Genomic DNA, 25,421 nt, shown 5'->3' on the forward strand with positions numbered 1-25,421 from the left:
CTCATTTTTTGTTCACACTTTCACTCTCACCGCTCACTTCTGTGAACTGTGAACCGTGAACTGTGAACTATAATCAACGAGAACCTCTTACGCTGTTTACTTTTCAAAGACCAATTCCTTTACCGCTCTCTCAAGCGGCGAAACTCATTATACCAAATCAAAGTTTGTTTGTCAACAACTTTTTTCTGATATTTTTTATCACTTCTTACCGAAGCGACAAATGCTATACTAACATAATCTTTTTAATCTGTCAACACCTTTTTTATTGGTATTTTTAACCGCTTTCCTTGGTGCGACTTTCATATATTAACATAATCTTTTATTCATGTCAATATATTTTTCAACATATTTTTTGTTGTTATTGCTGTTTTGCAACAGTTTTAATAATATAGCATATTTCATTTATAGACTCAAACAACTACATGACTAAATTTTTGTCTTCATTATGACGTATCTTAATTTATTACACTAATGTTCCGTTTTACTCTATCGCACTACTTGATTTAATTATTTATTTTTAGCATGAAAATAATTATAAACACTTTCAGCTGACCGTTTATCCATACCTTCTACCTGGGTAAGCTCGTCAATGGTGGCCATTCGTATCTTATCTATAGACTTAAAATGTTGTAATAATTTTTTTCTTCTTACACTACCTATGCCATCTATAGCTTCCAACTCTGATTGTATGATTTTTTTACTTCTCAATTTTCTATGATAAGTGATAGCCACTCTGTGTACTTCATCTTGGATCTGCGTAAGAAGTCTGAACGCACTGCTATCAACAGGTATATTGATTTCCAAGTCTTCTGTTGCAGCTGCTCTAGTCCTATGACGGTCATCTTTCACCATTCCGAAGACGGGAATATTTATCCTCAATTCATTTAAGATTTCCTTGACAGAGCTAACATGCCCTTTACCACCATCTACTAATATTAGATCCGGCAGCTGATAAAATTTTGCATCCTCTTCATTCAATTCACCACTTTTTATTAAATCACTTTCTTTGTTTGCACGCTTAAATCTTCTATATAGTATCTCTTTCATGCTGTCATAGTCATTTGGCCCTATTACCGACTTGATCTTAAATTTTCTATAATCACTATTTGACGGTTTGGCATTTTTAAATACAACCATGGATCCGACACTTTCAATTCCACCAGTATTAGAAATATCGTAAGCTTCTATTCTATACGGTAATTTTTCTAACGACAAATAATTTTTTAGCTCTGTTAAAGCACTTTGTACAAATTGTTTGTCCTTCCTTAATTTCCCTTCAAACTGCTGCAACGTTTCTAATGCATTTTTTGCAACCATTTGTATCAGCTTTTGCTTTTCACCTTTTCGCGGTACTGTTATATAAACTTTTGAACCACGTCTGCTTGTTAACCAGGATTCAATAATAGAAGCTTCATCAATATCTTCCTGTAAGACTATCTCCTTAGGAATATAGGAAGTGCTGTTATAAAACTGCTTTACAAAAGATGTCATTACTTCCTGACTTTCCATTTGAGAAGTTCCATCAATGATAAAATGCTCTCTTCCTATTAATTTTCCGCCCCGAATAAAGAAAACCTGTACGCATGCCTCGTCTTCCCCTGCTGCAAAAGCAACAACATCCTGATCGCTTAAAGTAGAAGATATAATTTTTTGTTTTTCTGCAATTTGTTTGATATTATTAATTTTGTCTCTTATACTTGCAGCTTTCTCGAAATCCATCCTTTCAGCCGCCTCATGCATATCTCTTGTTAATTTATCTATTAATGCGTCCTGTTTACCGTCTAGGAATGCACATATATCTCTAAACATTTGCCTGTAAGATTCTTTATTGATATTCCCCTGGCAAGGAGCCAGACATTGCTTGATATAATAATTGAGGCAGGGCCTTTCTTTTCCTATATCTCTTGGAAACTCTTTTTTACAAGTTCTTATCCAAAATACCTTTTTTATCAAGTCAATTGTTTCTCTAACTGCCGTAGTGCTGGTATAAGGCCCAAAATATTTTGCTCCATCTTTTTCGATTTTACGTGTTATAACAATTCTCGGATATTCTTCATTCATGGTTACTTTAATATATGGATAATGTTTGTCGTCCTTCAATAGTATATTATATCTTGGTTTATGCTTCTTTATTAAATTGCATTCAAGCACTAATGCTTCCAATTCAGAATCAGTAACAATGTATTCAAATTCCGCAATATTTGCAACCATAGATTGTACTTTAGGAGAATGATGTTTTGATGATTGAAAATACTGTCTCACTCTATTCTTAAGAATTTTTGCCTTGCCGATATATATTATGTTTTTATCTTTGTCTTTCATTATATATACCCCGGGACTGTCGGGCAGTTTTTTTAATTGTTCCTGAATATCAAACATACGGTTCCCTCCTTTTACTATTATCATATATTTTTTATTTTTTTTCCACCTATTTTTTCTATATATAGTTCACGGTTCACAGTTAACAGTAGCAAACAATTTAATAGCTTTTACTGTGAACCGTGAACTTATTTACTTTATCTGCCATGTAAAATCATTATCAGTAAATATATAGAAAATAGACATAAAAAAATAACCTCATTCACTCGAATGAGGTTATTTTTTATGTCCGCTTTATTACTCTGCAAAATTAGAATTAATTAAGTTAACCATCGCATTTACTGCATTTTCTTCGTCAGCACCGTCAGCAATTATTGTGATTTGAGTCCCTTTTGAGATTCCAAGAGAAAGAACTCCTAATAAGCTCTTAGCATTAACCTTTCTTTCATCTTTTTCTACCCATATACTTGACTTGAACTCATTAGCCTTTTGAATAAAAAACGTGGCTGGCCTAGCATGGAGCCCTACTTGGTTTTGTACCACCACTTCTCTTGATATCATAACACCGCTCCTTTTCTATGTTTTAACGTTTATAAAAACAATATTATAGATATGACATGAAATGTAAAACACTAAAAATGTACTTTCTATTTACTTATATATTTTAGAATACTAAATATTACGTATTAAGTCAACAATTATTTCATTTTAATTTTTTGATGACTCTACTTAATAAGCTCCTATTTTCCAAAGTTTGCAATACATTCGATACATTTTCATCTCTAGGCACTGTAATTATTCCTAAACCAGCAATTCCATCCGGATAGCTTTTATGCTCAAGCGTTAAAGTATTTGATTCATCCCTTAAAATATCAACCCATATAAAGGTGGGATAATCACTCAATATAGCATCAATACCCTGGTCTGTCATTACCTCTTTATTATTGATTCGTAGTATAATGTCTCCCGGAAGAATTCCCATATGTGCACCCGGCCCGTCTTCAACAGTATCCAAAATTCTTACACCTTTCTCAGGTACCGAAAAATAAGCATTACCGTTTTTCTCTTTCTTTATCCAATATAAGATTAGAAGTTCATGTGCAATGGGCGCAAATAGTGCTGCAATATATTTTAGATAATGAAAAGTAGAGGATGCAATTGAGAGTCCTATTAATATTATACTATACAAACTCAAATATGTTGCTGATTTTTTAGCTTTTCTTTTTGGTTGGTCAGTAATCACTACTTCTGAGTAACCTAAAGCGGCTGGTACAGGTAAAATGCCAAAAAGAATTGCTTGATTTTCCAGAATATCCGGTTGTTTCATCAGGGGCCACCAGTCCGGAGTGTTTATATTAACCACATCAGCAGGCATATCTGCTTTTAGTATTATATTTAATACTAGTAAAGTAATAGGAATTGGCCAAAATTTTTGTATAGAAAAAGCACCTACAACCTTATTCTTATGTCTTACAAAAACAGGGACTGCGTTTTTATAGCCATGACTCCAGATAAGAAATGCTTCGGTAAGATGAAGCAAGCCTACTAGCGCAAGTAGTCCGCTAACATCAATATCAGGCCACCCGAAAATGAGGTTAGATAACGCAAGTATTCCCCCTGCATAAGAAAAACATAGATATCTTACATTCATAAGAGCCAGTATAATTACTACTATCCAAAGATACATCAAGCTGCCGTTATCTATACGGATATGTATACCTGCGAAATTTATAATTAAGCTTATAATAAAACCAGCCAAAATACCATACATTACAGATTCAAATACTAGCTCGTGTAAACTGGATTTTGACTTAATTAAAATATTTTGTTCAAAGTTTATTATTCTTTTATAAAATATATAAATCAGAAAAATTATTCCTATGTATAAAGGTTGTAAAATACCAATCGTAAAATACATACTTACTACTTTAATAATACCTACTGCATCTCCAAGTGAAAACAAAAATTCCATCTCCAATCGAACCACTAATTATTCATACTATATTATACTATATTATACCATATTATTCATAATTAAAAAATACTATTCAAACTATTTAAGCAGGCCGGTAAGCCTGCTTAGTCATCTTTTAAGGATTTTTTTCAATGGTGTTACTATTGCTATTGTTATAATTACCGCCGCTATAATTTCCGGAATACCGTTGGTAACTGCTATTCCGGCCATTATCTTTCCTACCTTACTTACATCCACCTTTTTTAATTCTGCAAAGGGAGCTGCATATAGTAAGTAAATCATTCCTAAAACCCCGATAGTATTAGTAGCTGTGCCTATTGCAGCAGTAATACCTATTTTTATAGAGTCATACTTTAAGCTTATAAATCTATAAGCATAGTATGAAACAATACCAATCAAAACTCTAGGTAAAACAGATACTAACGGATTTAGGAAAGCAAAAGACAGAGGGGTAGGCATCATCATATTTTGAATAATACTAAAAATGCCAAATAATAACCCAACTAATGCCCCTACAACAGGTCCCTCAATAATAGCTCCAATAATAACCGGGATGTGCATTATGGTGATTTTGGCAGGCAAACCCGGTATTATTAAAAAACCCAGTCCAGACTGCCCCAGTACTACGGTAATAGCGGTAAGTACACCTACAACAGTGATTTGACGGATGCTGAAAGTCGCAACACCCGCGTTTTGTGATGATTTCATTTGATACACCTCCGTTCTTATTCCCCTAAGGGATACAAGTCGCAGCTAATCCATCACAACAATTATCTGCAGTTCGGTTTCTAATGAATACCGACTTAGAATTATTTTACCACTTCTTAAGTACTTATGCAATAATGAGTTAAATTTGGGCGTATATTTTATTTTTGAAGAATATTAAATGCGCCTTTAAATTGATTCAAATAAGAAAACTACAAAGAAATGTACTTTTTTAGCTCCTCTTTTAACATATTTAAAGCTTTCGCCCTATGACTTATCTTATTCTTAAGCTGCGGGTCTATTTCCGCCATCGTCATTCCGTACTCAGGAATATAAAATAAAGGGTCATAACCAAAGCCATTTTGTCCGGCTGGTTGAAAATTAATAATTCCTTCACATTCACCTCTGGCAACGATTTTTCTGCCATCAGGAAATACTGCAGCTATTGCACAAACAAACCGGGCTGTACGTTTTTCAAAGGGGACTCCTTCAAGTGCTTTAAGCAATTTATTGTTATTATCATAATCCGTAGCATTTGGACCTGCATATCTTGCGGAGTATATGCCTGGAGCACCATTTAGGTAGTCTACTTCCAGCCCTGAGTCATCCGCAAGAGTAATTTCCTTAGATATATTCATAATTTCTGATGCCTTTTTGACGGCATTCTCTTCAAAGGTAGTCCCATCTTCTACTACATCAATTTTGATATTAAGTTCATCTTGAGAGACCACCTGTATCCCTAAATCCTGTAAGATTTCAGTAATTTCCTTGATCTTTCCTTTATTTTTAGTTGCAACAACCATTCTCATCTTCTGTTATTCCCCCACCTGGTTTTTATTTACATATTACCTGCCACGCCGGGCACACCCGGCACAAATAATGATGAAAACTGCTAAAACGGACTTTTTTTGTGGTTTCGGTTTTACTCCCCACTCCCCACTGTTCACTCCCCACTATTTTCATCTTGATATTCCATTTTTGATAAAATATCTTGTACTGCTTGCTTTTGAATATTAATTAACTCCTTTATTCCCTGTTCCCCTAAAGCTAACAGTGCATTAAACTCTTCCTTTGAAAAGGGTGATTCTTCCCCTGTACCTTGGATTTCTATAAACTGGTTTTTATCATTCATAATAATATTCATATCCACTTTCGCATGGGAATCTTCCCCATAACACAAATCCAGAAGCACATTTTCTTCTGCCACACCCACGCTTACTGCTGCTACAAAACTATTGACAGGGATTTTTTCTATAGTTCCAGCTTCAACCAGTTTATTTAATGCATCCAATAATGCAACAAATCCTCCTGTAATAGATGCTGTCCTTGTCCCTCCATCAGCCTGTATGACATCACAATCAATAGTGATGGTCCGTTCTCCCAGCATTGAAAGATTTACCACAGAACGCAGAGCTCTTCCGATTAATCTTTGAATTTCAGAAGTTCTTCCGTTTAACTTTAAGCGGTTAATATCTCTTACATTTCTTTCTTGGGTTGCACGAGGGAGCATTGAGTACTCTGCTGTTACCCATCCTTCTCCCAAACCTTTCTTAAAGGGGGGAACTTTTTCCTCTACCGTTGCAGTGCAAATCACCTTAGTATCTCCCATTTCAATAAGGACTGAACCCTCAGCATATTTTGTAAAATTTCGGGTTATTTTCACCTGTCTTAATTGATTGTTTTCTCTTCCGTCAATTCTAGCCAATATTTTCATCCTTTCTAAATTAAAAAGTATTAACGCTCACGCGGTAATATAGCACAAAAAATGATAAACGCATCCCTTCTTCCCGCGAGCTCCAAACTCCGAACTCCGAGCTATTTTTATATTAAAATTGATTCGCATATAAAGGTACCTCTAATACATCTTTTCCCTTATTCTCCCCTAAAAATTCCAATGCCTTACCGTTAACATTTATCTTAACCTTTTTTACTTTTCCAAACTGTTTAAAGCACAGGGTAATCTGTTTTAACATTGTATCAAAACTGGCAGTAGAATGGGTTGCATTTAAAATTTCATCATCAAAATTAAGTATTACTGTTTGCCCATCAATTTGAATGCCTTTTATCCCCAATTTTTTAGGCACATAGGATTTTAACCCCTTCCCTTCAATTTCACCCTTGATAAGTTCATTCAAGGTTTTCATATACCTGTCAATATCACTGGTTGGTTTGTTAATAGGCCTGCTAACAGGAATATAGTACATATATTTATTATTAACTAGTTTAGTAAAATAAACTTCTACATGTTCTTTATTTGAATCTACATTGTTTTTGTTATCCATAAAACTATTAATTCTTTGCCTTGTCAGTGGTAAATCAACAGCACTTCCAAACTTCAATGTTTTTAATTTTTCACCATTTTTCAAAATTTGAACACTTTCTATTGTATCAAATTCTGTTAATGTGTATACAAGACAGTTAAGTATATTTTTTTCCTTTTGTTCTGTATCATAATCCAATATGCGGTCATTAAAATCAACTGCAGCAATTCCATTGTTAATGGTCATTCCCATTATACGTGTCCCTCCAGGCAGTACAGGAAACAACCCTACTCTGCCAATATCTTCTCTTATTACAGGGACATCTACAAGAGAGTATATTGCTGCTTTTCCTATACCTTGAATCCTGGCAGTCTTTCTAGTAACCGGAATCAGCAATCCATCAGCATCCTGATAGTAAAATGTTGTATAACGCATGTCATCAGAATTATTATTTTCCAACGGTTGCGTTGAAGAATTGGCTTTGTTTTTATCACCATTTTCATTATCTTGAATAATTTGATTGTCACTGTTAGCAGGCTTTTGTTCATTTACCGCATTTTTTTTCGCTGCGTCATTTTCCTTATAAACTTCCTTACTTTTTCCATCTATTATATTACACCCTGAAAAGAATGCCATACATATTATAATAAATGTAACAAAAATATTCCTCATACATTTCCCTCCTAAATTTAACTTCATTACATTTTATTAGTAATTATGGACATGTATGAAGAAATTTTGTCCGTTTTATCTATAATAATTTATAATGGGGGTAGGTAGCATAACAATATTACCATAACTATGTAAAAAATAAAACCACTATACTACATTTTTTTGTGGTATAGTGGTTTTCAGTACGTAATTTTGGATAATACTAATCATTAAATCCATTCGGGTGGTTCTTATGCCAGTTCCATGCCGTTTCTATTATTGTCCTTAAATCATTATACTTAGGCTGCCAATTTAACTCTCTTTGAATCCTTTCTGAAGATGCGACAAGAATTGCAGGATCTCCCGGTCTTCTAGCAGCAATAACCGCTTTAATATTTATTCCCGTTACCTCTCTCGCAATCTCAACAACCTCTTTTACAGAAAATCCCGTTCCGTTTCCAAGATTATATACATCGCTATTTCCGCCATTGCGTAATTTTTTCAGAGCCAGTATATGCGCCTGAGCCAAATCGGTTACATGAATATAGTCTCTAATGCAGCTTCCATCAGGGGTGTTGTAGTCATCACCAAAAATACTAATAGCTTCCCTTTTTCCAAGTGCCACTTGCAGGATAATAGGTATCAAATGACTTTCAGGGCTATGGTCTTCTCCTATTTTTCCGCTAATATGGGCACCAGCTGCGTTAAAATATCTTAAAGAAGCGTATTTAATTCCATAGGCATTGTCCGCCCATTTTAAGGCTTTTTCCACAGCTAATTTCGTCTCTCCATATGGATTAGTTGGCTGGGTCTTATCAGTTTCTAAAATAGGAATGTTTTCCGGTTCACCATAAGTAGCAGCAGTAGATGAAAATACAATCCTATTTACTCCACATTCTTTCATTTTCGTAAGTAATTTTAATGTAGATACAACATTATTATTATAATATTTTAATGGTTCACCTACACTTTCCCCCACCAGTGAATCAGCGGCAAAATGAATAACTGATTCAATCTCATTTTCCTTAAATACCTTATCTAAAAATTCATCATCTCTTAGATCTCCCTGGTACAATTTTCCACCCAATACCGCAGCCTTATGACCTTTTTGAAGATTATCCAATACTACTACTTCCTCATTCGCATCAATTAGCTCCGCAACAGTATGACTGCCTATATACCCTGCTCCTCCAGTAACTAAAATCGCCATCGCAATACCTCCAGTCTGTTATTTTATTTCCTTTCCGCCATCTCCAACTTCAGAAACATAAAAAGAGGCCTGAAGTCCTACTCGTTCAAAATAATTTTTTCCTACCTGTTCAATGAATTTTTCAACTGCCTCTTCCTTTACAATACTTACTGTGCAGCCGCCGAATCCTGCTCCGGTCATTCTTGAACCGATCACTCCCTCAATTTTTAAAGCTTCTTCTACCAGAGTATCCAGCTCTACCCCGGTAACTTCATATAGGTCTCTTAAAGAATTGTGAGAAGCTATCATTAGTTTGCCAAATTCCGCAATATCATCCTTGTTCAAAGCTTCTACAGATTTCAACACTCTATCATCTTCAGAAATTACATGTTCTACTCTTTTTCTCACCACTTCATCTTCAATAAGGTGTTTGTATTGTTTAAACTGTTCATAGGATATCTCACCCAGACACGATGCTTCTGGTAAAACATTTTTAAGTATTTCCAACCCTCTTTCACACTCACTTCTTCTTTCGTTATATTTGGAATGTGCAAGGCTTCTTTTTTTATTGGTATTTGATATAACAATCTTATAACCTTTTAAATTTAATGGGACCAACTTGTAGCTCAAATCTTTGCAATCAAGAAAAATGGCATGGTTTGCTTTACCCATTGCAGAAGCAAACTGGTCCATGATACCGCAGTTAACACCCACATAGTTATTTTCTGCTTTTTGGCCTATTTTAGCCATTTCAACCATATCTACTTCCTTATTAATGCCATTTGCTTCATTACCCAAAGTGACTAATGTCAGAGCAGTCGCAACTTCTATTGCCGCCGATGAAGATAATCCGCCTCCATGGGGAACAGTGTCATCGTAAAGCAGTTCACAACCTGTAAGCTGATATCCGGCTTTTTGCAGTTCATCCGCAACGCCCAGCTGGTAATTCCCCCATTCCAACTTTTTATATTGCTCCAGTTGATCAAGCGAAGCTTTTACTCTACATTCTAAATCAGTAGCTGCCAAATGGACCTCCCGGTCCTTTCTCGGCCTTGCTATAATGGTAGTCTTCATCGTTAACGCTGCCGGGAATACATACCCACCGTTATAGTCGGTATGTTCTCCAATTAAATTCACTCTTCCCGGAGATGCGAATACCCTTAAATCCTCTTCAGCACCTCCATAAATCTCCACAAACCTTTTTTTCAAATCTTTAATTTCCACAATACTACCCCCAATTTATTAATTGAGAATTGAGAATGCAGAACTATGAATTTTCCCCTTCCTAATTCTCAGTTCTCTAATTTCAACTTTTCATTTACTTAAAAACCGTTTGTACGCTTCACGCAGTTCTTCAGCTTTCTCTTCCGGTGCGGTTGGATTACAGTGAGCCCATGCCCCTGTTTCACTGGAAGCATTAAATTTTTGCTTTTCAGCTGATCTCATTGGTGGGAAAAATTCTATATGAAAATGATAATATTCGCTAAAGTCACCGCTATTTACAGGGTCCTGGTGCATACACATCATATATGGAAATGGATAGTCAAACAAAGCATCCATGGTGCCGGCAGTTTCTTTGATGATCTTTGCTAAATTATATTTCTCAGAATCACTAAACTGCGTTAAATTTTGCTTATGCTTTTTGCTGGCTATATACATCCCATAGGGATATTCTGAGAAAAACGGCAGGAAAGCAATAAAATCTTCATTTTCAATGATAATCCTTTTGCCGAATTCCATCTCATCTTTGATCATATCACAGATAAGACAGGAGTGTTTGGTGTCATAATGTTCTTTACATGCTTCAAGTTCCAACTCAAGCTTTTTAGGAATAAATGAGTAACCATAAATTTGCCCATGGGGATGAGGCATGGTAACACCTACAACTTCACCCCTATTTTCGAATATGAAAACATATTTGATTTTTTCATCCTTTTTCATTTCTACAAACCGTTCTGTCCACAGGTCAACTAATTTTTTTATATGGTCAACAGGAAGCTCCGGTAATGTCACAGTGTGTTCCGGAGAGTATAAAATAACCTCACATTTACCATATGCTTCCCGGGTTTTATAAATGTCAGTCGCTACATCATCTGGCACAGGAGGATCCTGGGATAATGCCGGAAAATCATTATCATACTTATATACTTCATAATGTTCCGGAACCTTGCCTGAACCTGGACAAAACGGACACCAATCTTTCGGCATCTGCGGTCTATTCTGACGGTGTGACGCAATCATCACCCAATCTTTTATCAATGGATTCCAACGTAATTCAGCCATAACAACACTCCTTAAACACTTTTTTAATTAATTTAATTAAGTATCTATATCCATTATATAATTATATTTATCCTTAGTCAATGAAATTTTCATGTACTCATGTACTTTGTATATTTTCCCATTCAATATATAGTTGTTCTAATTTTTCCTTTAAACAAGCAATTTGATTGGTGATTTCCAAAGCTTTTTCATGGTCAGAAAATACATCCGGTTTGCATAGCTCCTCTTCCAAACTCTGCATGGCAGCTTCACAAGAGTATATTTCTTCCTCTAAATTACTAATCATTTTTTGGAGTTTTCGTTCATTGGCTTTCTTTTCTTTTTGTTTTAGATATTCTTCTTTAGAAGAAACATCAGCTTTTGACGAGTTAGAATGATCGTTAATATTCAGTTTTTTCTTCTTTTCAAGATAGTCATTATAACTTCCAAGATATTCAATAATCCCTGTCGGAGATAATTCTAATATCCGGGAAGCAATTTTATTTATAAAATACCTGTCATGAGAAACCACTAATAAAGTACCTTCATAGTCGAGCAGCGCATTTTCTAAAGCTTCTCTTGAATTGATATCAAGATGGTTGGTGGGTTCATCCAATATTAAAAAATTAGCTTTAGATAGCATAAGTTTTACCAACGCCACCCTTCCCCTTTCTCCTCCACTCAGGGTTGATATGCTTTTAAAAACATCATCCCCTTTGAAAAGAAAAACAGCAAGGGCATTCCGAATTTCTGTCTGGGTTAATTGAGTATTTGCATCCCATACCTCATCAATGACAGTATTATTAGGATTAATATCTGATTGCTCCTGGGCATAATAACCGATAACTACATTTGTACCCCAGCTAATGGTGCCGCTATCTTTTTTTACTTTATCCAGTAATATTTTAAAAAGGGTAGTTTTTCCCGTTCCATTCCCACCTAGTAAAAATATCCTTTCCCCTTTTCTTACCCGGAAGTTAATACTACTAAAAAGATGGTTGCTGCCATAGGATTTGGATAGTCCTTCTACCCAAACAATCTCATTGCCACTATTAACCCTTGTTTGAAATTTAAAGCGGATGGCTTCTGGAAGAGGTTCCGGTTTATCTATTTTTTGCATTCTATCAATAGATTTCTGTTTACTTTCCGCAGTCTTAATATTTTTTTCCCTGTTCCACTGCTTTTGCTGTTCAATAATTCCCTGAATTCTGGAAATTTCTTTCTGCTGGAGATTATACTCCTTCCACTGCTGTTGTCTCATAATTTCCTTATGCTTTATAAAAAAAGAATAATTGCCGTTATAACAATAAGCTTTATTATTTTCTATTTCAATCGTTCTATTTGTAACTTTATCTAAAAAATATCTATCGTGGGAAATAATTATTACACTTCCGTTATAACCAAGCAGAAAATCCTCCAACCATTCCACTGCTTGTATATCCAAATGGTTGGTCGGTTCGTCAAGAAGCAGCAATTGAGGATTTTGAAGCAAAAGTTTTCCTAAGGCTACCCTTGTTTTTTGTCCGCCACTTAAGTTTTGAATAGGCAAGGAGAATTGATCGTCCTGAAATCCCAACCCTACTAATACTGCTCTGATATGACTGGTATATCCATAGCCGTTCTTCTCTCTGAATTTTTCACATAAATCTCCATGTTCCCTCACCAGCATATCCAACCGTTTGGTGTCTGTTTCGGTCTGTATTTGCTTTTCAAGGTTTTTTATCTTCATCTCCATTTCAATCAAAGGAGAAAATACCTCCAAAAGCTCATCCCATATGTTTTTTTGGGAATCTATTACACAATTTTGAGCCATATATCCTATTTTTAAATCTTTAGCCTTATAAATTTCTCCTGAATCGGGCGTTATTTCACCTGTCATAACTTTAAAAAGTGTCGATTTTCCTGCCCCATTAACACCCACTAACCCAATTTTATCGTTTTCCTGTACATTGAAAGAAATATCTTGTAATATATTAACTATCCCGTATGATTTTGATATATTGCTACAGTTAAGTATAATCATTATCCTGGACTCCCTTTTATAATTTCATCCCCTATTATAGCACATTTAAAATACAATATTTATTCTTCCTGAAATACAAATAGAAAATATGCAGCGTAAACTGCCATTAGCATTAATGTGAGTCCTACGCTGCTATTCTTTAATATGCCTAATCCCATAAATGTCATAATATTCAAAGGAACAAAGATTGTATATTTCTTTACCTTTTTCATTTTTATCACCCGCAAATTTCATATTAGCATTTCTTATGTCTTTTAATATGAACTTTTCTTCCGTATTTTCTACTTAACATATAATAGCACAATGGATTTGTCGAAGTAAGGTAAAAATTGTTGGCTAATCGGAAACAATTCGTCCAATTTTTTCCTTAATCGTCTGAATCATTACTTTAGTTGGAATGGTAAGATTTCTATCCTTATAATATACAAGGTTATATGGGTACGTCCACACTCTACCTTCTACACTAATTCTTTTAAGCATGCCCAATTGAATATCCTGTTTAACTGAGGTAAGGGGCACAATAGAAATTCCAAGGTTAGCTGCAACAGCATGTTTAATAGCATCTATACTTCCAAGGGTCATGGCAGTATTAAAAGGCAGCTTGAGATTCTTCTTCACAATTTTTTCTATAGCATTATATAAATTTGAATTAGATTCATGGGCGATATACATCTGGTTCGCTAAAAGTCTTCTATCGATATAGTCATAATTTGCAAGCGGGTGACTGGGTGAAACCACTAATACCATTAAATCATCTATCAACTTTTCAGCATAAAAACTTTTAGGCAGATCCAGCTCACCACCTATCACTGCAATATCAACCTGATTGAGCACCATCATACTTTGTATCTCATAAGTATTGCCTATATGAAGATTGGTTTTTACATTAGGATACTTTTCTTTAAATGTCCCCATAATATCTGGCAATATATATATTCCCGGTGTGTTGCTTGCCCCTATGTTAAGTTTGCCAAACATTTCTCCCTTTATAGAATGAATTTCTGCTTTCATTTCCTCAACCAAATTAAAAATCTTTTGAGAATAGGAATACAAAATTTCTCCGTACTGGGTAAGGTATATATTCCTCCCATACCTTTCAAAAAGTTTTAATCCCACTTCATCTTCCAGCTTCTTGACTTGCATGGAAATAGTAGGCTGACTTATGTGGAGTGCTTCTGCTGTTTTAGTAAAACTTAAATTCTGTGAAACGTTGTGAAACAGCCAGAGATGATACAGGTCCATATTATCACTCCTATAACTTTAATCTATGTATAATATAAAAACTATATATTTGCATTATAATACATGCGGCATTATAATGTAAATAGACTAGATAAACAAATTTTTAACAAAGACCCAATTTATAATTAATTTTGAAGGTGAGGAATTAAAAATGGATGCTATATTGGCAATTATCATCGGAGCATTACACATTACATTACTCAATCTAGTTTTAAGTGGTGACAATATTGGAGTTATCGCCCTTGCAATTAAGAACCTTCCTCAAGAGTATGCAAAAAAAGCGAGTTTAATAGGTGTAACAGCCGCTATATTTCTGAGGGTCATTTTTACATCTGCTGTCACTTTCATAATGGCGATCCAGTGGTTGCCTATTAAATTGGTTGGTGGCTTGCTTTTGATTAAAATCACCTGGGATCTCATAAAACCACAACACGAGCAAGAACAAGAACAGCACCATGTAGCAGTATCTAATAAATTCTGGGGTGCAGTCTATAGCATTATTATTGCAGATATCACTATGAGTCTGGACAATGTCTTAGCTATTGCAGGTGCAGCTAAAGGAAACATTGGATTGATAATATTTGGACTATTAATCAACATACCAATTATCTTTTTCGGCAGCCAATTTGTTGCAGACCTTATGAAGAAATACACCTTTGTTATTTATATTGGAGGTGCAATTCTTGCACATACTGCATTTGGAATGATATTAGAGGATAGGTTAATAGTTCCATATATTCCTCATATCATTGGAATGATGGTTCCATGGCTAATTGCATTCGCAACTCTTCTATACGGTGTTTATGTAATAAAAAAGCTGCCTCAGGCTGTTACCGATGCAAATGCAGAATAATTTAATAAATTTTATCTTGCTTTTTGGTCACATACAAACTATAATAGTTACTGAGGTATAAGGGAGTAGCTTACAGTTTGTACTGTTTAGTTGGTCGTCAGTACGGTATATCATATACCCGGTCAACTAATCATGTTTATGAAAGCAAGACTTTTACTGCGATTAAGGCGCAAGTAAAAGTTTTTTTTATGTCTAACTTTATCTAATTTTTATTTAACATTATTTATTTTCAAGGAGGTTCTCTATGGAGCAATTTGCACAACTATTTCAAGGGGTTATAGAATTCCACTGGCAATATTTAGTGATGTATGTCATAGGAGGAATTCTAATCTATCTGGCAATTAAAAAAGACTATGAACCAATGCTGTTATTACCGATTGGGTTTGGTGCAATCCTAGTAAATCTACCACTAAGTTCAATCTGGGAATATGAAGGCGCTCCCGGTGTACTGCAAATATTTTTTAAAGCAGGTATCTTAACAGAAATCTTTCCTGTACTTATTTTTGTTGCAGTTGGAGCAATGATTGATTTTACTCCCTTACTAAAAAATCCCAAGATGCTTTTCTTTGGAGCAGCCGCACAATTTGGTATTTTCTTTACCGTATTAATGGCACTATTTATGAATAAACTTATCCCTTCTTTAGGATTTGATTTAAAAACAGCTGCTTCCATAGGTATCATAGGTGCTGCCGACGGTCCAACGTCCATATTTGTTGCATCAAAATTTGCAGAGCGTTTAATCGGGCCAATTTCTGTAGCGGCATATTCATACATGTCCCTTGTACCTATCATCCAGCCTCCGGTTATTAGGGCGCTAACCACTAAAAAAGAACGAATGATTAGAATGGAATATAGGGAAGTAAAAGTATCAAAAACAGTTCGAATTGCGTTCCCTATCGTGATTACTATTATTGCAGGAATTATAGCTCCTATCAGTGTTCCGTTGGTTGGCTTACTAATGTTTGGTAACCTTATTAGAGAAGCCGGAGTACTGGAAAGATTATCTAAAGCTGCCCAAAACGAACTCGCCAATCTCGTAACCCTACTGCTGGGTATTACAATCGGCGCAACCATGCACTATGAAAAGTTCCTACAGAAGGAAACAATTATTATATTGGCAATGGGACTTGTGGCTTTTGTATTTGACACAGCAGGCGGCGTAATCTTTGCTAAAATTATGAACCTGTTTAGCAAGGAAAAAGTCAACCCAATGGTTGGAGCTGCCGGCATTTCAGCATTTCCTATGTCAGCAAGAATTATTCAGAAAATGGCAAAACAAGAAGATCCTCATAACTTTGTATTAATGCAGGCAGTAAGTGCCAATGTGGCTGGGCAGTTAGGTTCCATTGTAGCAGGTGGAATGGTATTAGCCCTTGTACCATGGTTATTATCACTATGAGGAGGATAAGAAATGGATCAGATTAATTTAGGTTTACAATTAATGGGCTATGGCCTTGCCGGAGTATTTTTAGTATTAATTCTGTTTTATGCAGTAATCAGATTGTTAGTTAAAATTTTTCCATATAATCCAGAGGAAGAGCAGGATTAGATCCTGCTCTTCCTTTTCTACTTTAGTCATTTTTGTTTCTCTTTTCGTGATGTTACTCCCTCGTTTCTGGTTTTATCATCTCCAAAGATATCGTCAGCAAATTGATCTAAACGAGAAGGTTTGCTTGCTGGGCAGCGTTTGTAGATATATATGCAAATAGCCCCTGTTTTCCAGTGGCTATTTGCAAATTGAATATATTAGTCTTCAATAGTGATTTCGACTATAGTATTGTTCACAATTTCAAATTTTCCTTTCTGACCTACTTTCAGGTCGGTAATCTCTTTATTTATAGCTCCTTCTATTGTAATATTTATATTATCACTTATTTTATATATGAACCTTTGGTTATTTACTTCTAATGCAAGTTCATATCCATTATTTGTTTGGGTTATGGTATCTATTTGGCCTTCAACCTGAAATTCATTATCTTCAGCATTGATTTCATAAACTAATCCATTTTTTAGTTCAAGTTCAACATCCATACCTTTTTCCAGATTACTAAATCTGCTTACATTGCCATTGATATATACCACAAAAATACTGGCATATCTATATTCTTGTATTGTGTTACCTACTTTGACCTTTATCGCTTCTCTTTTTACTTCCTGTATGGTTCCTTCTACTTCTTGTAAATTTTGTTCTTCTCTTTCCCTGTCAACATATATTACTCTTACTCTATTTTTGTTGTCAACTACTATTGCAACTCCATCATCTGCTTTTATCTCAGCAAAGCTTCCTTTAATATTTTTAAAGTATACTTCTGCATCATCTATTACTTCAAACATCAACTTCATTTTTTGATTTTGTATTGTGATAGTCCTTGGAGTGTTTTTATTTATATTAACTACAGTTCCGGTATATCTTGTAATAATCTTATCATTCTCGTCGTTTTCGTCTACTATCTCAATATATACTACTTCACCATCTTCAAATTGTAACAGTACTGTGGAGCCCAACTGTATATCCAGATAATTTATTCTGGCATCCTCGTCATATGCTATCACATCATCATCTATTTCAAAGGATTTTATTTGCCCATCTATTTTTAGCGTAATTTTATCTTCGTCTATTCGATACACTTCTCCCTTTATCTCATCCTCATCTATTTCACTATCCACCTTGTCGTCCACTCTCTGGAACAATACCGCCATTTCAGCTCTTGTTAATGTCCCCATTGGATTAAATCTTTTTTCATTGTCTCCCTGCATTAGTTTCATTTCATGAGAAAGATATACATATCCCACTGACCCCTGTGGCACTGCAGGTGCATCTACAAATGGCAATTCCTCATCCATATGTCTCTGTGCTTCCTCATCGTATCCCAAAGCTCTTATGACATATTTTGCTACTTCATGTCTCTTAGCAGGTTCTTGCGGATTAAAATACATCATATCCACGTCATCAAGTATGCCCTTTTCATATGCTACTGTGATATAGCCTTTAGCCCAGTCTGCTACTTCTTTTCCTTTATATTTTTTAGGAAGATTCGTAATATCTTTAGCCTCGGATTCCCACCCCATTATCCTTAGTGCCATTATAACTGTTTCCAGTTTTGTAACTGCATTTCGTGGGGCAAATATCCCATCCCCGTATCCCTTGATGAGCCCTTTTAGATTCATCTTTTCAATAGCCTGTTTAGCCCATGGAAAATCATCTAGGTCATCAAATATTTTTTTTGCAATGCCAGGAGGAAAATTAAATCCCTTTTTGGCCAGCCCTGGCGGCGCCCATTCTTTAGTACCTGCAAATACAGTCGTTGTACTTATTGATAGTGTTAAAGTAAAAGCTACAGCAGTAGAAATTAGTTTTTTCATCTCATAAAATACCTCCTTAATTGTTTTGTTATATTATTCGAATAATTTTCCAAATTTATAGGGAGTATTTTAAAGACTTATATTTTTGTAATATACTTGTAATATAGTTGTAACATTTAATTTGTTAACAATTTAACGTGTTGTGCTGGCTTAAGTATGATTCCAAGAACTAAGCTGCAAGGCCTGGAGTGTGTAAATTCGTCTCTAATGAGTTAATTTAGTTTTTATATAACTAGATTCTCAACTAAGAAACTGAAAAAATTCTTTTAACTCTTTCTTGCTCTCATCTGATTGGTTCTGCATCAGTGGCAATAATTTCACCTTTGCCAGCTTTAAATCTCAAATGATCTAACCGCTTGTTTATTTCATCTTCTAACTCTTTTTGCTGTTTGTAAAGAAGCTCTATTTGTTTTTTATTTGAAAAATAGTGAAACATCAATCCGTCGTTACTTAGCCTGCTAACATCCATTCCGGGTATCACTTCCTTATAATGATGCTGATACTGATGTCTTTTTTACATATTTTTCTACAAAAGTACAGAAAATATTTAGAGCAATATGTTATTTCCAAAATTTCCTATCCAAACTCCTATACTGTATTGCTTCAGCAAGGTGATAGGATTTAATGTCATTACTGCCGTCTAAATCTGCAATTGTCCTGGCAACTTTTAAAATTCTGTTATGTGCTCTGGCACTAAGTCCTAGCTTGTCAAAAGCCATCTTTAATAATTTTTTCTCTTCACTGCCAAGCTGGCAGAACATATTGATATGGGAAGGCTGCAATTGTGAATTAGAGAATATTTTACAATCTTTGTACCTTTCCAGCTGTATCTTTCTCGCTTTATCTACCCTCAATTTTATGTCTTTAGAGCTTTCAGGTCGTTCGGAAGATTCCAAGTTTTTATATTTTACGGGCGAAACCTCTACATGGATATCTATTCGGTCCAGTAGGGGACCACTCACTTTTCCAAGATATTGCTGAATTTGAAGAGGAGTACAGGTACATTCTTTTGTTTTATCACCATAAAATCCGCATTTACAAGGATTCATTGAAACAATAAGCATACAATTACAAGGATATGTTAAGGTAGCATTTACTCTTGAAATGGTTACTACACCATCTTCTAGAGGTTGTCTCATTACTTCCAGTACATCCTTCTTAAACTCAGGTAATTCATCAAGAAAAAGTACACCAAAATGAGCAAGGCTGATCTCACCGGGCTTGGGGATTTTCCCTCCACCCACAAGGCTTGCATTTGAAATGGTATGATGGGGGCTTCTAAAAGGTCTTGTAGTGATTAATGGCATATTTTGCGGCACCAGCCCCGCAATACTATGGATTTTTGTTACTTCTAAAGCTTCTTCAAAGGACATATCAGGCAGTATGGTTGGTAAACGCTTGGCAATCATTGTCTTACCTGAGCCTGGGGGGCCAATCATCAGGCAGTTATGTCCGCCTGCTGCAGCAACCTCTAATGCTCTTTTTACATTTTCCTGCCCTTTTACGTCGCTAAAATCAATATCATATTTATTATTTGGTAAAAAAAAGCTATCGACATCTACATAAAAGGTATCCAATTTTTTTTCACCAGTAAGATGAGTTACTATATCATACAGGTTATAAGCAGGATATACTTGTAATCCTTTTACTACAGCAGCTTCATAAGCATTTTGAGCCGGTAAGATTATTTTCTCTATACCATTCTTATAGGCCGTAATTGCTATAGGCAGCACGCCACTAATTGGTCGGAGCTCACCACTTAAAGACAACTCTCCTATAAACATATATCTATCTATATCATCAATCTTAATTTGCTCGGAAGCTATTAAAGTTGCAATTGAAATGGGCAGATCAAAGCAAGGGCCTTCTTTTTTGATATGTGCCGGAGCAAGGTTGATGGTAATTCGCTTTACAGGAAATTCAAGATTACAGTTTTTAATAGCTGCCCTTACCCGTTCCTTTGCTTCACGTACTGCGACATCGGGCAGTCCTACAATGTCAAATGAAGGTAATCCATTAGAGATATCTACCTCAACATCTACAATAAAGCCATCTACACCCATTAAGCCACAACTTTTGACTTTAGCTATCATAATTAAGTCCGTTATAAGAAACTTATAAAAAGTTATAAAATTTATAACTTTTATGTTCTTTTCCTTATTCCTAGAGTCCGCTTTCGGAATCCTACTTGCGTTTGGTATGACTCTCCAAAGGCTTAAATTCCGATGTGACGACACCGTACATACCAACATAATTCGTTAAGTGAATTATGCTGATTTTCCATATTTCATTAGATTTATAGCTGCATTTATATCTCTGTCATGCATTATTCCACATTCAGGACACACCCATTTTCTTGTTGATAAAGACATCTTATCTAAAATATATCCACATTCACTACATGTCTTGCTTGATGGATAATACCTGTCTGCTACTATAAACCTAATATGATTCCATTTACATTTATATTCCATTATTCTACGAAACTCGCTAAACATTTGTTCTTGTACGGATTTTGCTAATTTATGGTTTTTAACCATACCTTTAATATTTAAATTTTCCATACACACAAACTCTGGCTTGGCTTTCACCAGTTTAGCAGTTTCTTGATGTAAATAATTTGTACGAATGTCTTTTATTTTTTTATGGACTTTACGAATAAGGCACTCCAACTTAATAATGTTTTTAGTTTTCTTATAACGGTTTACACCTCCTTCTTTTTGTTTTTCATATTTTCTTGATAATTTACGTTGGAGTCTTTTTAATTTTTTATTTAATCTTCTTATTTCTTGACTCTTATTAATATTAGGTATTTTTCTACCATCATTAATTACTGCTAAATCTTTAACTCCTAAGTCAATGCCTATTCCATCTGAATACTTTTGGTTGTTGGTAGGTTTATAATCAATACTTACGGTTATAAACCAATTAAAACCATCAAATTTTATTCTTGGATTATAAAATTTTTCCGCTGTTTGTAATTCGATTCTATTTTCAGATAGTTTAATCCATCCTATCTTTTCAAGTTTTACTTTATCACCTTTAAATTTTAAATGTCCTAAATCTTCTCTGTGATAAAACCCTTGTTGTACATCTTTTTTGCTTTTAAATTTTGGATGTCCTTCTAAATCATAAACTGTCAATTGTCTACCTTGTCTTAATGCTTTTTTCTTAGTTTTTTCAGAATAATGTTTATTTTCTATTCTGAAAAAGTTTTTATAAGCTATGCATAAATCCTTTATTGCTTGTTTTGGTATTTGTGCTGAAACTTCATTTAACCAATTATATTCAGGATTTTTCTTTAGTTGTGTTAGTTCCTTTCTTAACTCTTCATCGTTTATAAACTTGCCACCGTTTTTAAAATTTTCTAATTGCTTAGATAAAGCCCAATTATAAGCCCATCGTGCTACATCTGCACATTTCTTTAATAAAGTCTTTTGTTTATTGTTAGGTAATAATTGTACTCTAATTGTCTTTATCATCTTCGGTCAACTCCTCAATCATTTTACGTGCTTTGTTTGCTCTTTTACCTTGAAGTTTACAAGAAAATACAGTTATTATTTGCACTAAATCTTCAACAAGTTCTTGTTGTTCAGTTTTTTCTGTACTATCTATTACTTCAATTTCACATCCATACAGATTAGATATATATTCCACCAATTCAAAACCAAATCTTAACAATCTATCTTTTTTAATATTTAATACTTGTTTTAATTGGTCATGCGAATAATATCTATATCCATTAGCACCTGTATGATGTGGAATAAGTAATCCTTTTTTGTCCCAGTTTCTTAATGTTTAAGGAGTTTTTCCAACTAATTTAGAAAACTCATGTATAGTATATACTTCACATTAACCACCTCTAATTGTATTAGACTATACTAAATTATAAATGTCAACATTAATTTATGACTTTTTATAACTTTTTATTAACTGTTGTCAACCTCCTGTTGTCTTTTGTACAATACGAAAATATGTTCTATTTTAAAGTAACAAACTTTTCCTTAATTGTCAATCAATTTATCGATTAATCTGCATATATTACAAAAATATAGCTAAAATAACTGATAGATAAGAGGCATAACACATTTAACAGAAAGATAAAATAATAGTTGGGAGGCTTTTAAATGGCAAATCAACCCTTTGAACAGAATGGCATTAAAATTACACCTGAAAATTTTAAATATGGTGACATGATTCGTATCACTTACGATGGCGAATTAGTTAAAGCAGGAGCTGACAAGATCTGGCTATACAATACCTTTAATAATGAATGGAAAACGGCCACTGAAGATGAGATGCAAAAAAATGAACAAGGTGCTTTTGAAATCAACTTACCTTTAGATAAACGGGGCTATCTGCAAATTGCTTTTAGAGATAGTGCTAATCATTGGGATAGTAACTATGGCAATAACTATAGCATCCAAGTTCAATAGTAGATAACCACATAAAATATGTACAAACATATTTTATGTGGTTATTAATTTTTAATATAGCCAGTTGCCTGCTAAAAACATTTTATAATTATGTGAACCTATCACCTTTCATCTGCATATAGTGTAGTAGAAATTTATGAAAGGTGTTGGTAATGATGTTTTATTATTATCCTTATTCTTATCCAAATAATTACTATGTCGCACAATTAACGAGATCTTATATTAGAGTACTTCACGCCTCTCCCGATGCGCCTGCAGTCGATATATACGCGAATGATAACCTAATCGCAAGAAATCTTACGTATAGAAATTTTACACAATACCTGGCTGTTTCTCCAGGAAAATATAACATTAAAGTATATCCAACTGGTAGAAGGGATAATCCTGTGTTGAATACTAACGCAGATATTCCAGCACAGTCTATTTTTACTGTTGCAGCTATAAATAGGCTTGCTAACCTAAGCTTACTTCCTATTAAGGAACCTATCATGCCTATACCTCCAGGTAAAGTTTATGTAAGATTTGCCCATTTATCTCCTGACGCACCTAATGTAGATATTGCTTTACCCGATGGTACAAAACTTTTTAAGGATGTTGCCTATAAAGAAGTTACAGATTATATTGCAGTTAAGCCCGGAACATATACTCTATATGTAAAGCCTGCCGGAACAGATAAAGCAGTTTTATATGTCCCTAATATAACATTAAGGCCTAACAGGTTCTATACAGTATATGCCGTTGGTCTTACAGGTGGTAATCCTCCTTTACAGCTTCTCATACCTTTGGATGGAAACTCTTATTTAAAGTTTTGAATAAAAAATTACCTTCTAAAAAATTAAGATAAGCAAGTTAATAGCCACTTAAGAGGCTATCGACTTGTTTTATTTTTTAAGTTCTATTTATAAAACCAATTACGTATCTTGATAACAGGAATTAAGTATTGAGGAGAATAACAAATGTCTAACCCTGCCATTATTATCTTATTTAATCTTATATGTGGTACTACAGCCTTAATGTACGGCGTAAATCTTATGGGCGAAGGGCTTGAAAAAAACAATACAAAAATGATCAAAAAAATATTAACAAAATTTACAAGCAATGTGTGGAAAGCATTTATAACTGGTACTCTGGTCACAGCATTGGTACAAAGCAGTACAGCCATTACAGTCATGACAGTAGGTTTTGTCAACGCAGGATTAATGCTGTTGCCTCAAGCAATAGGGATCATCTATGGTGCCAATATCGGCACTACAATTACTGCGCAGTTAATGTCTTTTAACCTAACCGATATCGCCTTTCCTGCTTTGGTTATCGGTTTTACAATTGCTGGTTTTTCAAAAAAGAAAACAGTAAAAAATGCAGGCCTCGCAATAATGGGCTTTAGCTTTATGTTTATTGGGCTTAGAGTTTTGAACGCCAGCGTCCCTTACATCAAAGAAAGTAAAGAAGTTTACAATTTTTTTAGAATTTACGGACAAAATATCTATATCGGCTTATTTATAGGAATGCTAACTACAATGTTAGTTCACAGCAGCAGTGCTACAGTGGGATTGACTATCGTGCTTTTCAATTCTCAGCTAATAAGTTTTGAATCTGCCATAGGCCTGACATTGGGTGATAATATCGGCACCTGTATAACTGCACAGCTTGCCAGTCTTCAAGCCAATATTGCCGCTAAGCGTACTGCCTGGGCACATACCTTGTATAATATTATCGGAGTTTTTATTGCTTTAATCTTCCTCTACCCTTTCACAAGGATTGTTGAATATATTACACTTGCCCTAGGACAGGATGAAACACACCTCATTGCAAACACACATACTATATTTAACATATTAAGTGCAATCCTATTTCTACCCATTACAAAGTATTATGTGAAGTTTATCGTAAAAATTATCCCGGAGCCATTATCTCCTTACATGGACAAAATAAAAGTCACAAAATATCCTGATTAAATAAAGATATTTTGTGACTTTTTTTCTTTATTCCACTTATTGATACTTTTACTGCAGATGTCCATCTGTAAACTTAAATTTATATCAAACATATCATTTCCATTATTATCCACAATTGTTGATAAGTCTGTGGATAACTATGTTAATACGCTGTTAACTTGTTGTTAGTAATTATTTACATACTATA

At 34.5% G+C, this 25,421-nt stretch carries 23 protein-coding genes and 1 pseudogene; 6 read left to right on the top strand and 18 right to left on the bottom strand.

Going from position 1 to position 25,421, the window contains the following annotated elements; genetic code table 11:
• Positions 1–507: 507 nt before the first annotated feature.
• The 13 genes from uvrC to CIB29_RS06195 all read right to left on the bottom strand — a co-directional run bounded on the left by uvrC (position 508) and on the right by CIB29_RS06195 (position 14,627).
• A complete protein-coding gene (gene uvrC, locus CIB29_RS06140) occupies positions 508–2,379 on the bottom strand; it encodes an excinuclease ABC subunit UvrC (RefSeq protein WP_094547802.1) in 1,872 nt (623 codons plus the stop codon).
• Positions 2,380–2,616: 237 nt separating this feature from the next.
• Positions 2,617–2,880, bottom strand: a complete 264-nt coding sequence (locus CIB29_RS06145; RefSeq protein WP_094547804.1) for an HPr family phosphocarrier protein — start codon at positions 2,878–2,880, stop codon at positions 2,617–2,619.
• Between the two features lie 142 nt (positions 2,881–3,022).
• Positions 3,023–4,291 carry a PDZ domain-containing protein gene (locus CIB29_RS06150; protein WP_198543771.1) on the bottom strand — a complete coding sequence of 423 codons (1,269 nt, stop codon included), beginning with the start codon at positions 4,289–4,291 and terminating at the stop codon, positions 3,023–3,025.
• A 111-nt stretch (positions 4,292–4,402) separates the two neighbouring features.
• Positions 4,403–5,002 (bottom strand): ECF transporter S component, encoded by a 600-nt coding sequence (locus CIB29_RS06155; protein ID WP_094547808.1) that lies wholly within the window; start codon positions 5,000–5,002, stop codon positions 4,403–4,405.
• Between the two features lie 209 nt (positions 5,003–5,211).
• Positions 5,212–5,808 (bottom strand): XTP/dITP diphosphatase, encoded by a 597-nt coding sequence (locus CIB29_RS06160; RefSeq protein ID WP_094547809.1) that lies wholly within the window; start codon positions 5,806–5,808, stop codon positions 5,212–5,214.
• Positions 5,809–5,942: 134 nt separating this feature from the next.
• On the bottom strand, positions 5,943–6,704 hold the full coding sequence (rph, locus tag CIB29_RS06165) for a ribonuclease PH (protein ID WP_094547811.1): 762 nt from the start codon (positions 6,702–6,704) through the stop codon (positions 5,943–5,945).
• Between the two features lie 121 nt (positions 6,705–6,825).
• The gene (locus CIB29_RS06170; protein WP_198543773.1) at positions 6,826–7,932 is read right to left on the bottom strand and encodes a GerMN domain-containing protein; all 1,107 of its coding nucleotides are present in this window, start codon (positions 7,930–7,932) and stop codon (positions 6,826–6,828) included.
• Positions 7,933–8,134: 202 nt separating this feature from the next.
• Complete coding sequence (gene galE / locus CIB29_RS06175) at positions 8,135–9,121, bottom strand: UDP-glucose 4-epimerase GalE (protein ID WP_094547814.1); 987 nt, start codon at positions 9,119–9,121, stop codon at positions 8,135–8,137.
• Positions 9,122–9,139: 18 nt separating this feature from the next.
• A complete protein-coding gene (locus tag CIB29_RS06180) occupies positions 9,140–10,324 on the bottom strand; it encodes a galactokinase (protein WP_094547816.1) in 1,185 nt (394 codons plus the stop codon).
• Between the two features lie 90 nt (positions 10,325–10,414).
• Positions 10,415–11,383 carry a galactose-1-phosphate uridylyltransferase gene (gene galT, locus CIB29_RS06185; protein WP_094547818.1) on the bottom strand — a complete coding sequence of 323 codons (969 nt, stop codon included), beginning with the start codon at positions 11,381–11,383 and terminating at the stop codon, positions 10,415–10,417.
• A 97-nt stretch (positions 11,384–11,480) separates the two neighbouring features.
• Entirely contained in the window at positions 11,481–13,385 is a 1,905-nt protein-coding gene (locus CIB29_RS06190) for an ABC-F family ATP-binding cassette domain-containing protein (RefSeq protein ID WP_094547820.1), read from the bottom strand.
• A 59-nt stretch (positions 13,386–13,444) separates the two neighbouring features.
• Positions 13,445–13,597 carry a hypothetical protein gene (locus CIB29_RS18505; protein WP_157910223.1) on the bottom strand — a complete coding sequence of 51 codons (153 nt, stop codon included), beginning with the start codon at positions 13,595–13,597 and terminating at the stop codon, positions 13,445–13,447.
• Positions 13,598–13,721: 124 nt separating this feature from the next.
• The gene (locus tag CIB29_RS06195) at positions 13,722–14,627 is read right to left on the bottom strand and encodes a LysR family transcriptional regulator (protein WP_094547821.1); all 906 of its coding nucleotides are present in this window, start codon (positions 14,625–14,627) and stop codon (positions 13,722–13,724) included.
• A 151-nt stretch (positions 14,628–14,778) separates the two neighbouring features.
• Here CIB29_RS06195 and CIB29_RS06200 point away from each other — a divergent pair, with 151 nt between their 5' ends.
• From CIB29_RS06200 to CIB29_RS18870, 3 genes are all read left to right on the top strand, one after another.
• Positions 14,779–15,480 (top strand): TerC family protein, encoded by a 702-nt coding sequence (locus CIB29_RS06200; protein WP_094547823.1) that lies wholly within the window; start codon positions 14,779–14,781, stop codon positions 15,478–15,480.
• A gap of 244 nt (positions 15,481–15,724) precedes the next feature.
• Positions 15,725–16,879 carry a sodium ion-translocating decarboxylase subunit beta gene (locus CIB29_RS06205; protein WP_094547825.1) on the top strand — a complete coding sequence of 385 codons (1,155 nt, stop codon included), beginning with the start codon at positions 15,725–15,727 and terminating at the stop codon, positions 16,877–16,879.
• Positions 16,880–16,891: 12 nt separating this feature from the next.
• Positions 16,892–17,029, top strand: coding sequence for an OadG family protein (locus CIB29_RS18870; RefSeq protein ID WP_094547827.1), 138 nt, complete (start codon positions 16,892–16,894; stop codon positions 17,027–17,029).
• A gap of 197 nt (positions 17,030–17,226) precedes the next feature.
• Here the strand turns inward: CIB29_RS18870 and CIB29_RS06215 are convergent, their stop codons facing one another.
• The 5 genes and pseudogenes from CIB29_RS06215 to CIB29_RS06235 all read right to left on the bottom strand — a co-directional run bounded on the left by CIB29_RS06215 (position 17,227) and on the right by CIB29_RS06235 (position 22,680).
• Complete coding sequence (locus tag CIB29_RS06215; RefSeq protein WP_094547829.1) at positions 17,227–18,843, bottom strand: S-layer homology domain-containing protein; 1,617 nt, start codon at positions 18,841–18,843, stop codon at positions 17,227–17,229.
• Positions 18,844–19,126: 283 nt separating this feature from the next.
• Complete coding sequence (locus CIB29_RS06220; protein ID WP_094547831.1) at positions 19,127–19,312, bottom strand: hypothetical protein; 186 nt, start codon at positions 19,310–19,312, stop codon at positions 19,127–19,129.
• A 91-nt stretch (positions 19,313–19,403) separates the two neighbouring features.
• Complete coding sequence (locus tag CIB29_RS06225) at positions 19,404–20,936, bottom strand: YifB family Mg chelatase-like AAA ATPase (protein WP_094547833.1); 1,533 nt, start codon at positions 20,934–20,936, stop codon at positions 19,404–19,406.
• 174 nt (positions 20,937–21,110) lie between these two features.
• Positions 21,111–22,325, bottom strand: coding sequence for an RNA-guided endonuclease InsQ/TnpB family protein (locus CIB29_RS06230; protein ID WP_094546563.1), 1,215 nt, complete (start codon positions 22,323–22,325; stop codon positions 21,111–21,113).
• A pseudogene (locus CIB29_RS06235) lies at positions 22,309–22,680 on the bottom strand (MerR family DNA-binding transcriptional regulator). Before CIB29_RS06235 ends, CIB29_RS06230 begins: the two are co-directional and overlap by 17 nt.
• 290 nt (positions 22,681–22,970) lie before the next feature.
• Between CIB29_RS06235 and CIB29_RS06240 the strand changes: the two are divergent.
• The 3 genes from CIB29_RS06240 to CIB29_RS06250 all read left to right on the top strand — a co-directional run bounded on the left by CIB29_RS06240 (position 22,971) and on the right by CIB29_RS06250 (position 25,234).
• Complete coding sequence (locus CIB29_RS06240; protein ID WP_094547834.1) at positions 22,971–23,279, top strand: carbohydrate-binding protein; 309 nt, start codon at positions 22,971–22,973, stop codon at positions 23,277–23,279.
• 152 nt (positions 23,280–23,431) lie between these two features.
• Positions 23,432–24,091, top strand: coding sequence for a DUF4397 domain-containing protein (locus CIB29_RS06245; RefSeq protein WP_341444383.1), 660 nt, complete (start codon positions 23,432–23,434; stop codon positions 24,089–24,091).
• Positions 24,092–24,235: 144 nt separating this feature from the next.
• Positions 24,236–25,234, top strand: coding sequence for a Na/Pi cotransporter family protein (locus tag CIB29_RS06250; RefSeq protein WP_094547838.1), 999 nt, complete (start codon positions 24,236–24,238; stop codon positions 25,232–25,234).
• Positions 25,235–25,421: the final 187 nt, after the last annotated feature.

This window comes from Petroclostridium xylanilyticum (assembly GCF_002252565.1).
In the GTDB taxonomy this organism is placed as follows: domain Bacteria; phylum Bacillota; class Clostridia; order SK-Y3; family SK-Y3; genus Petroclostridium; species Petroclostridium xylanilyticum.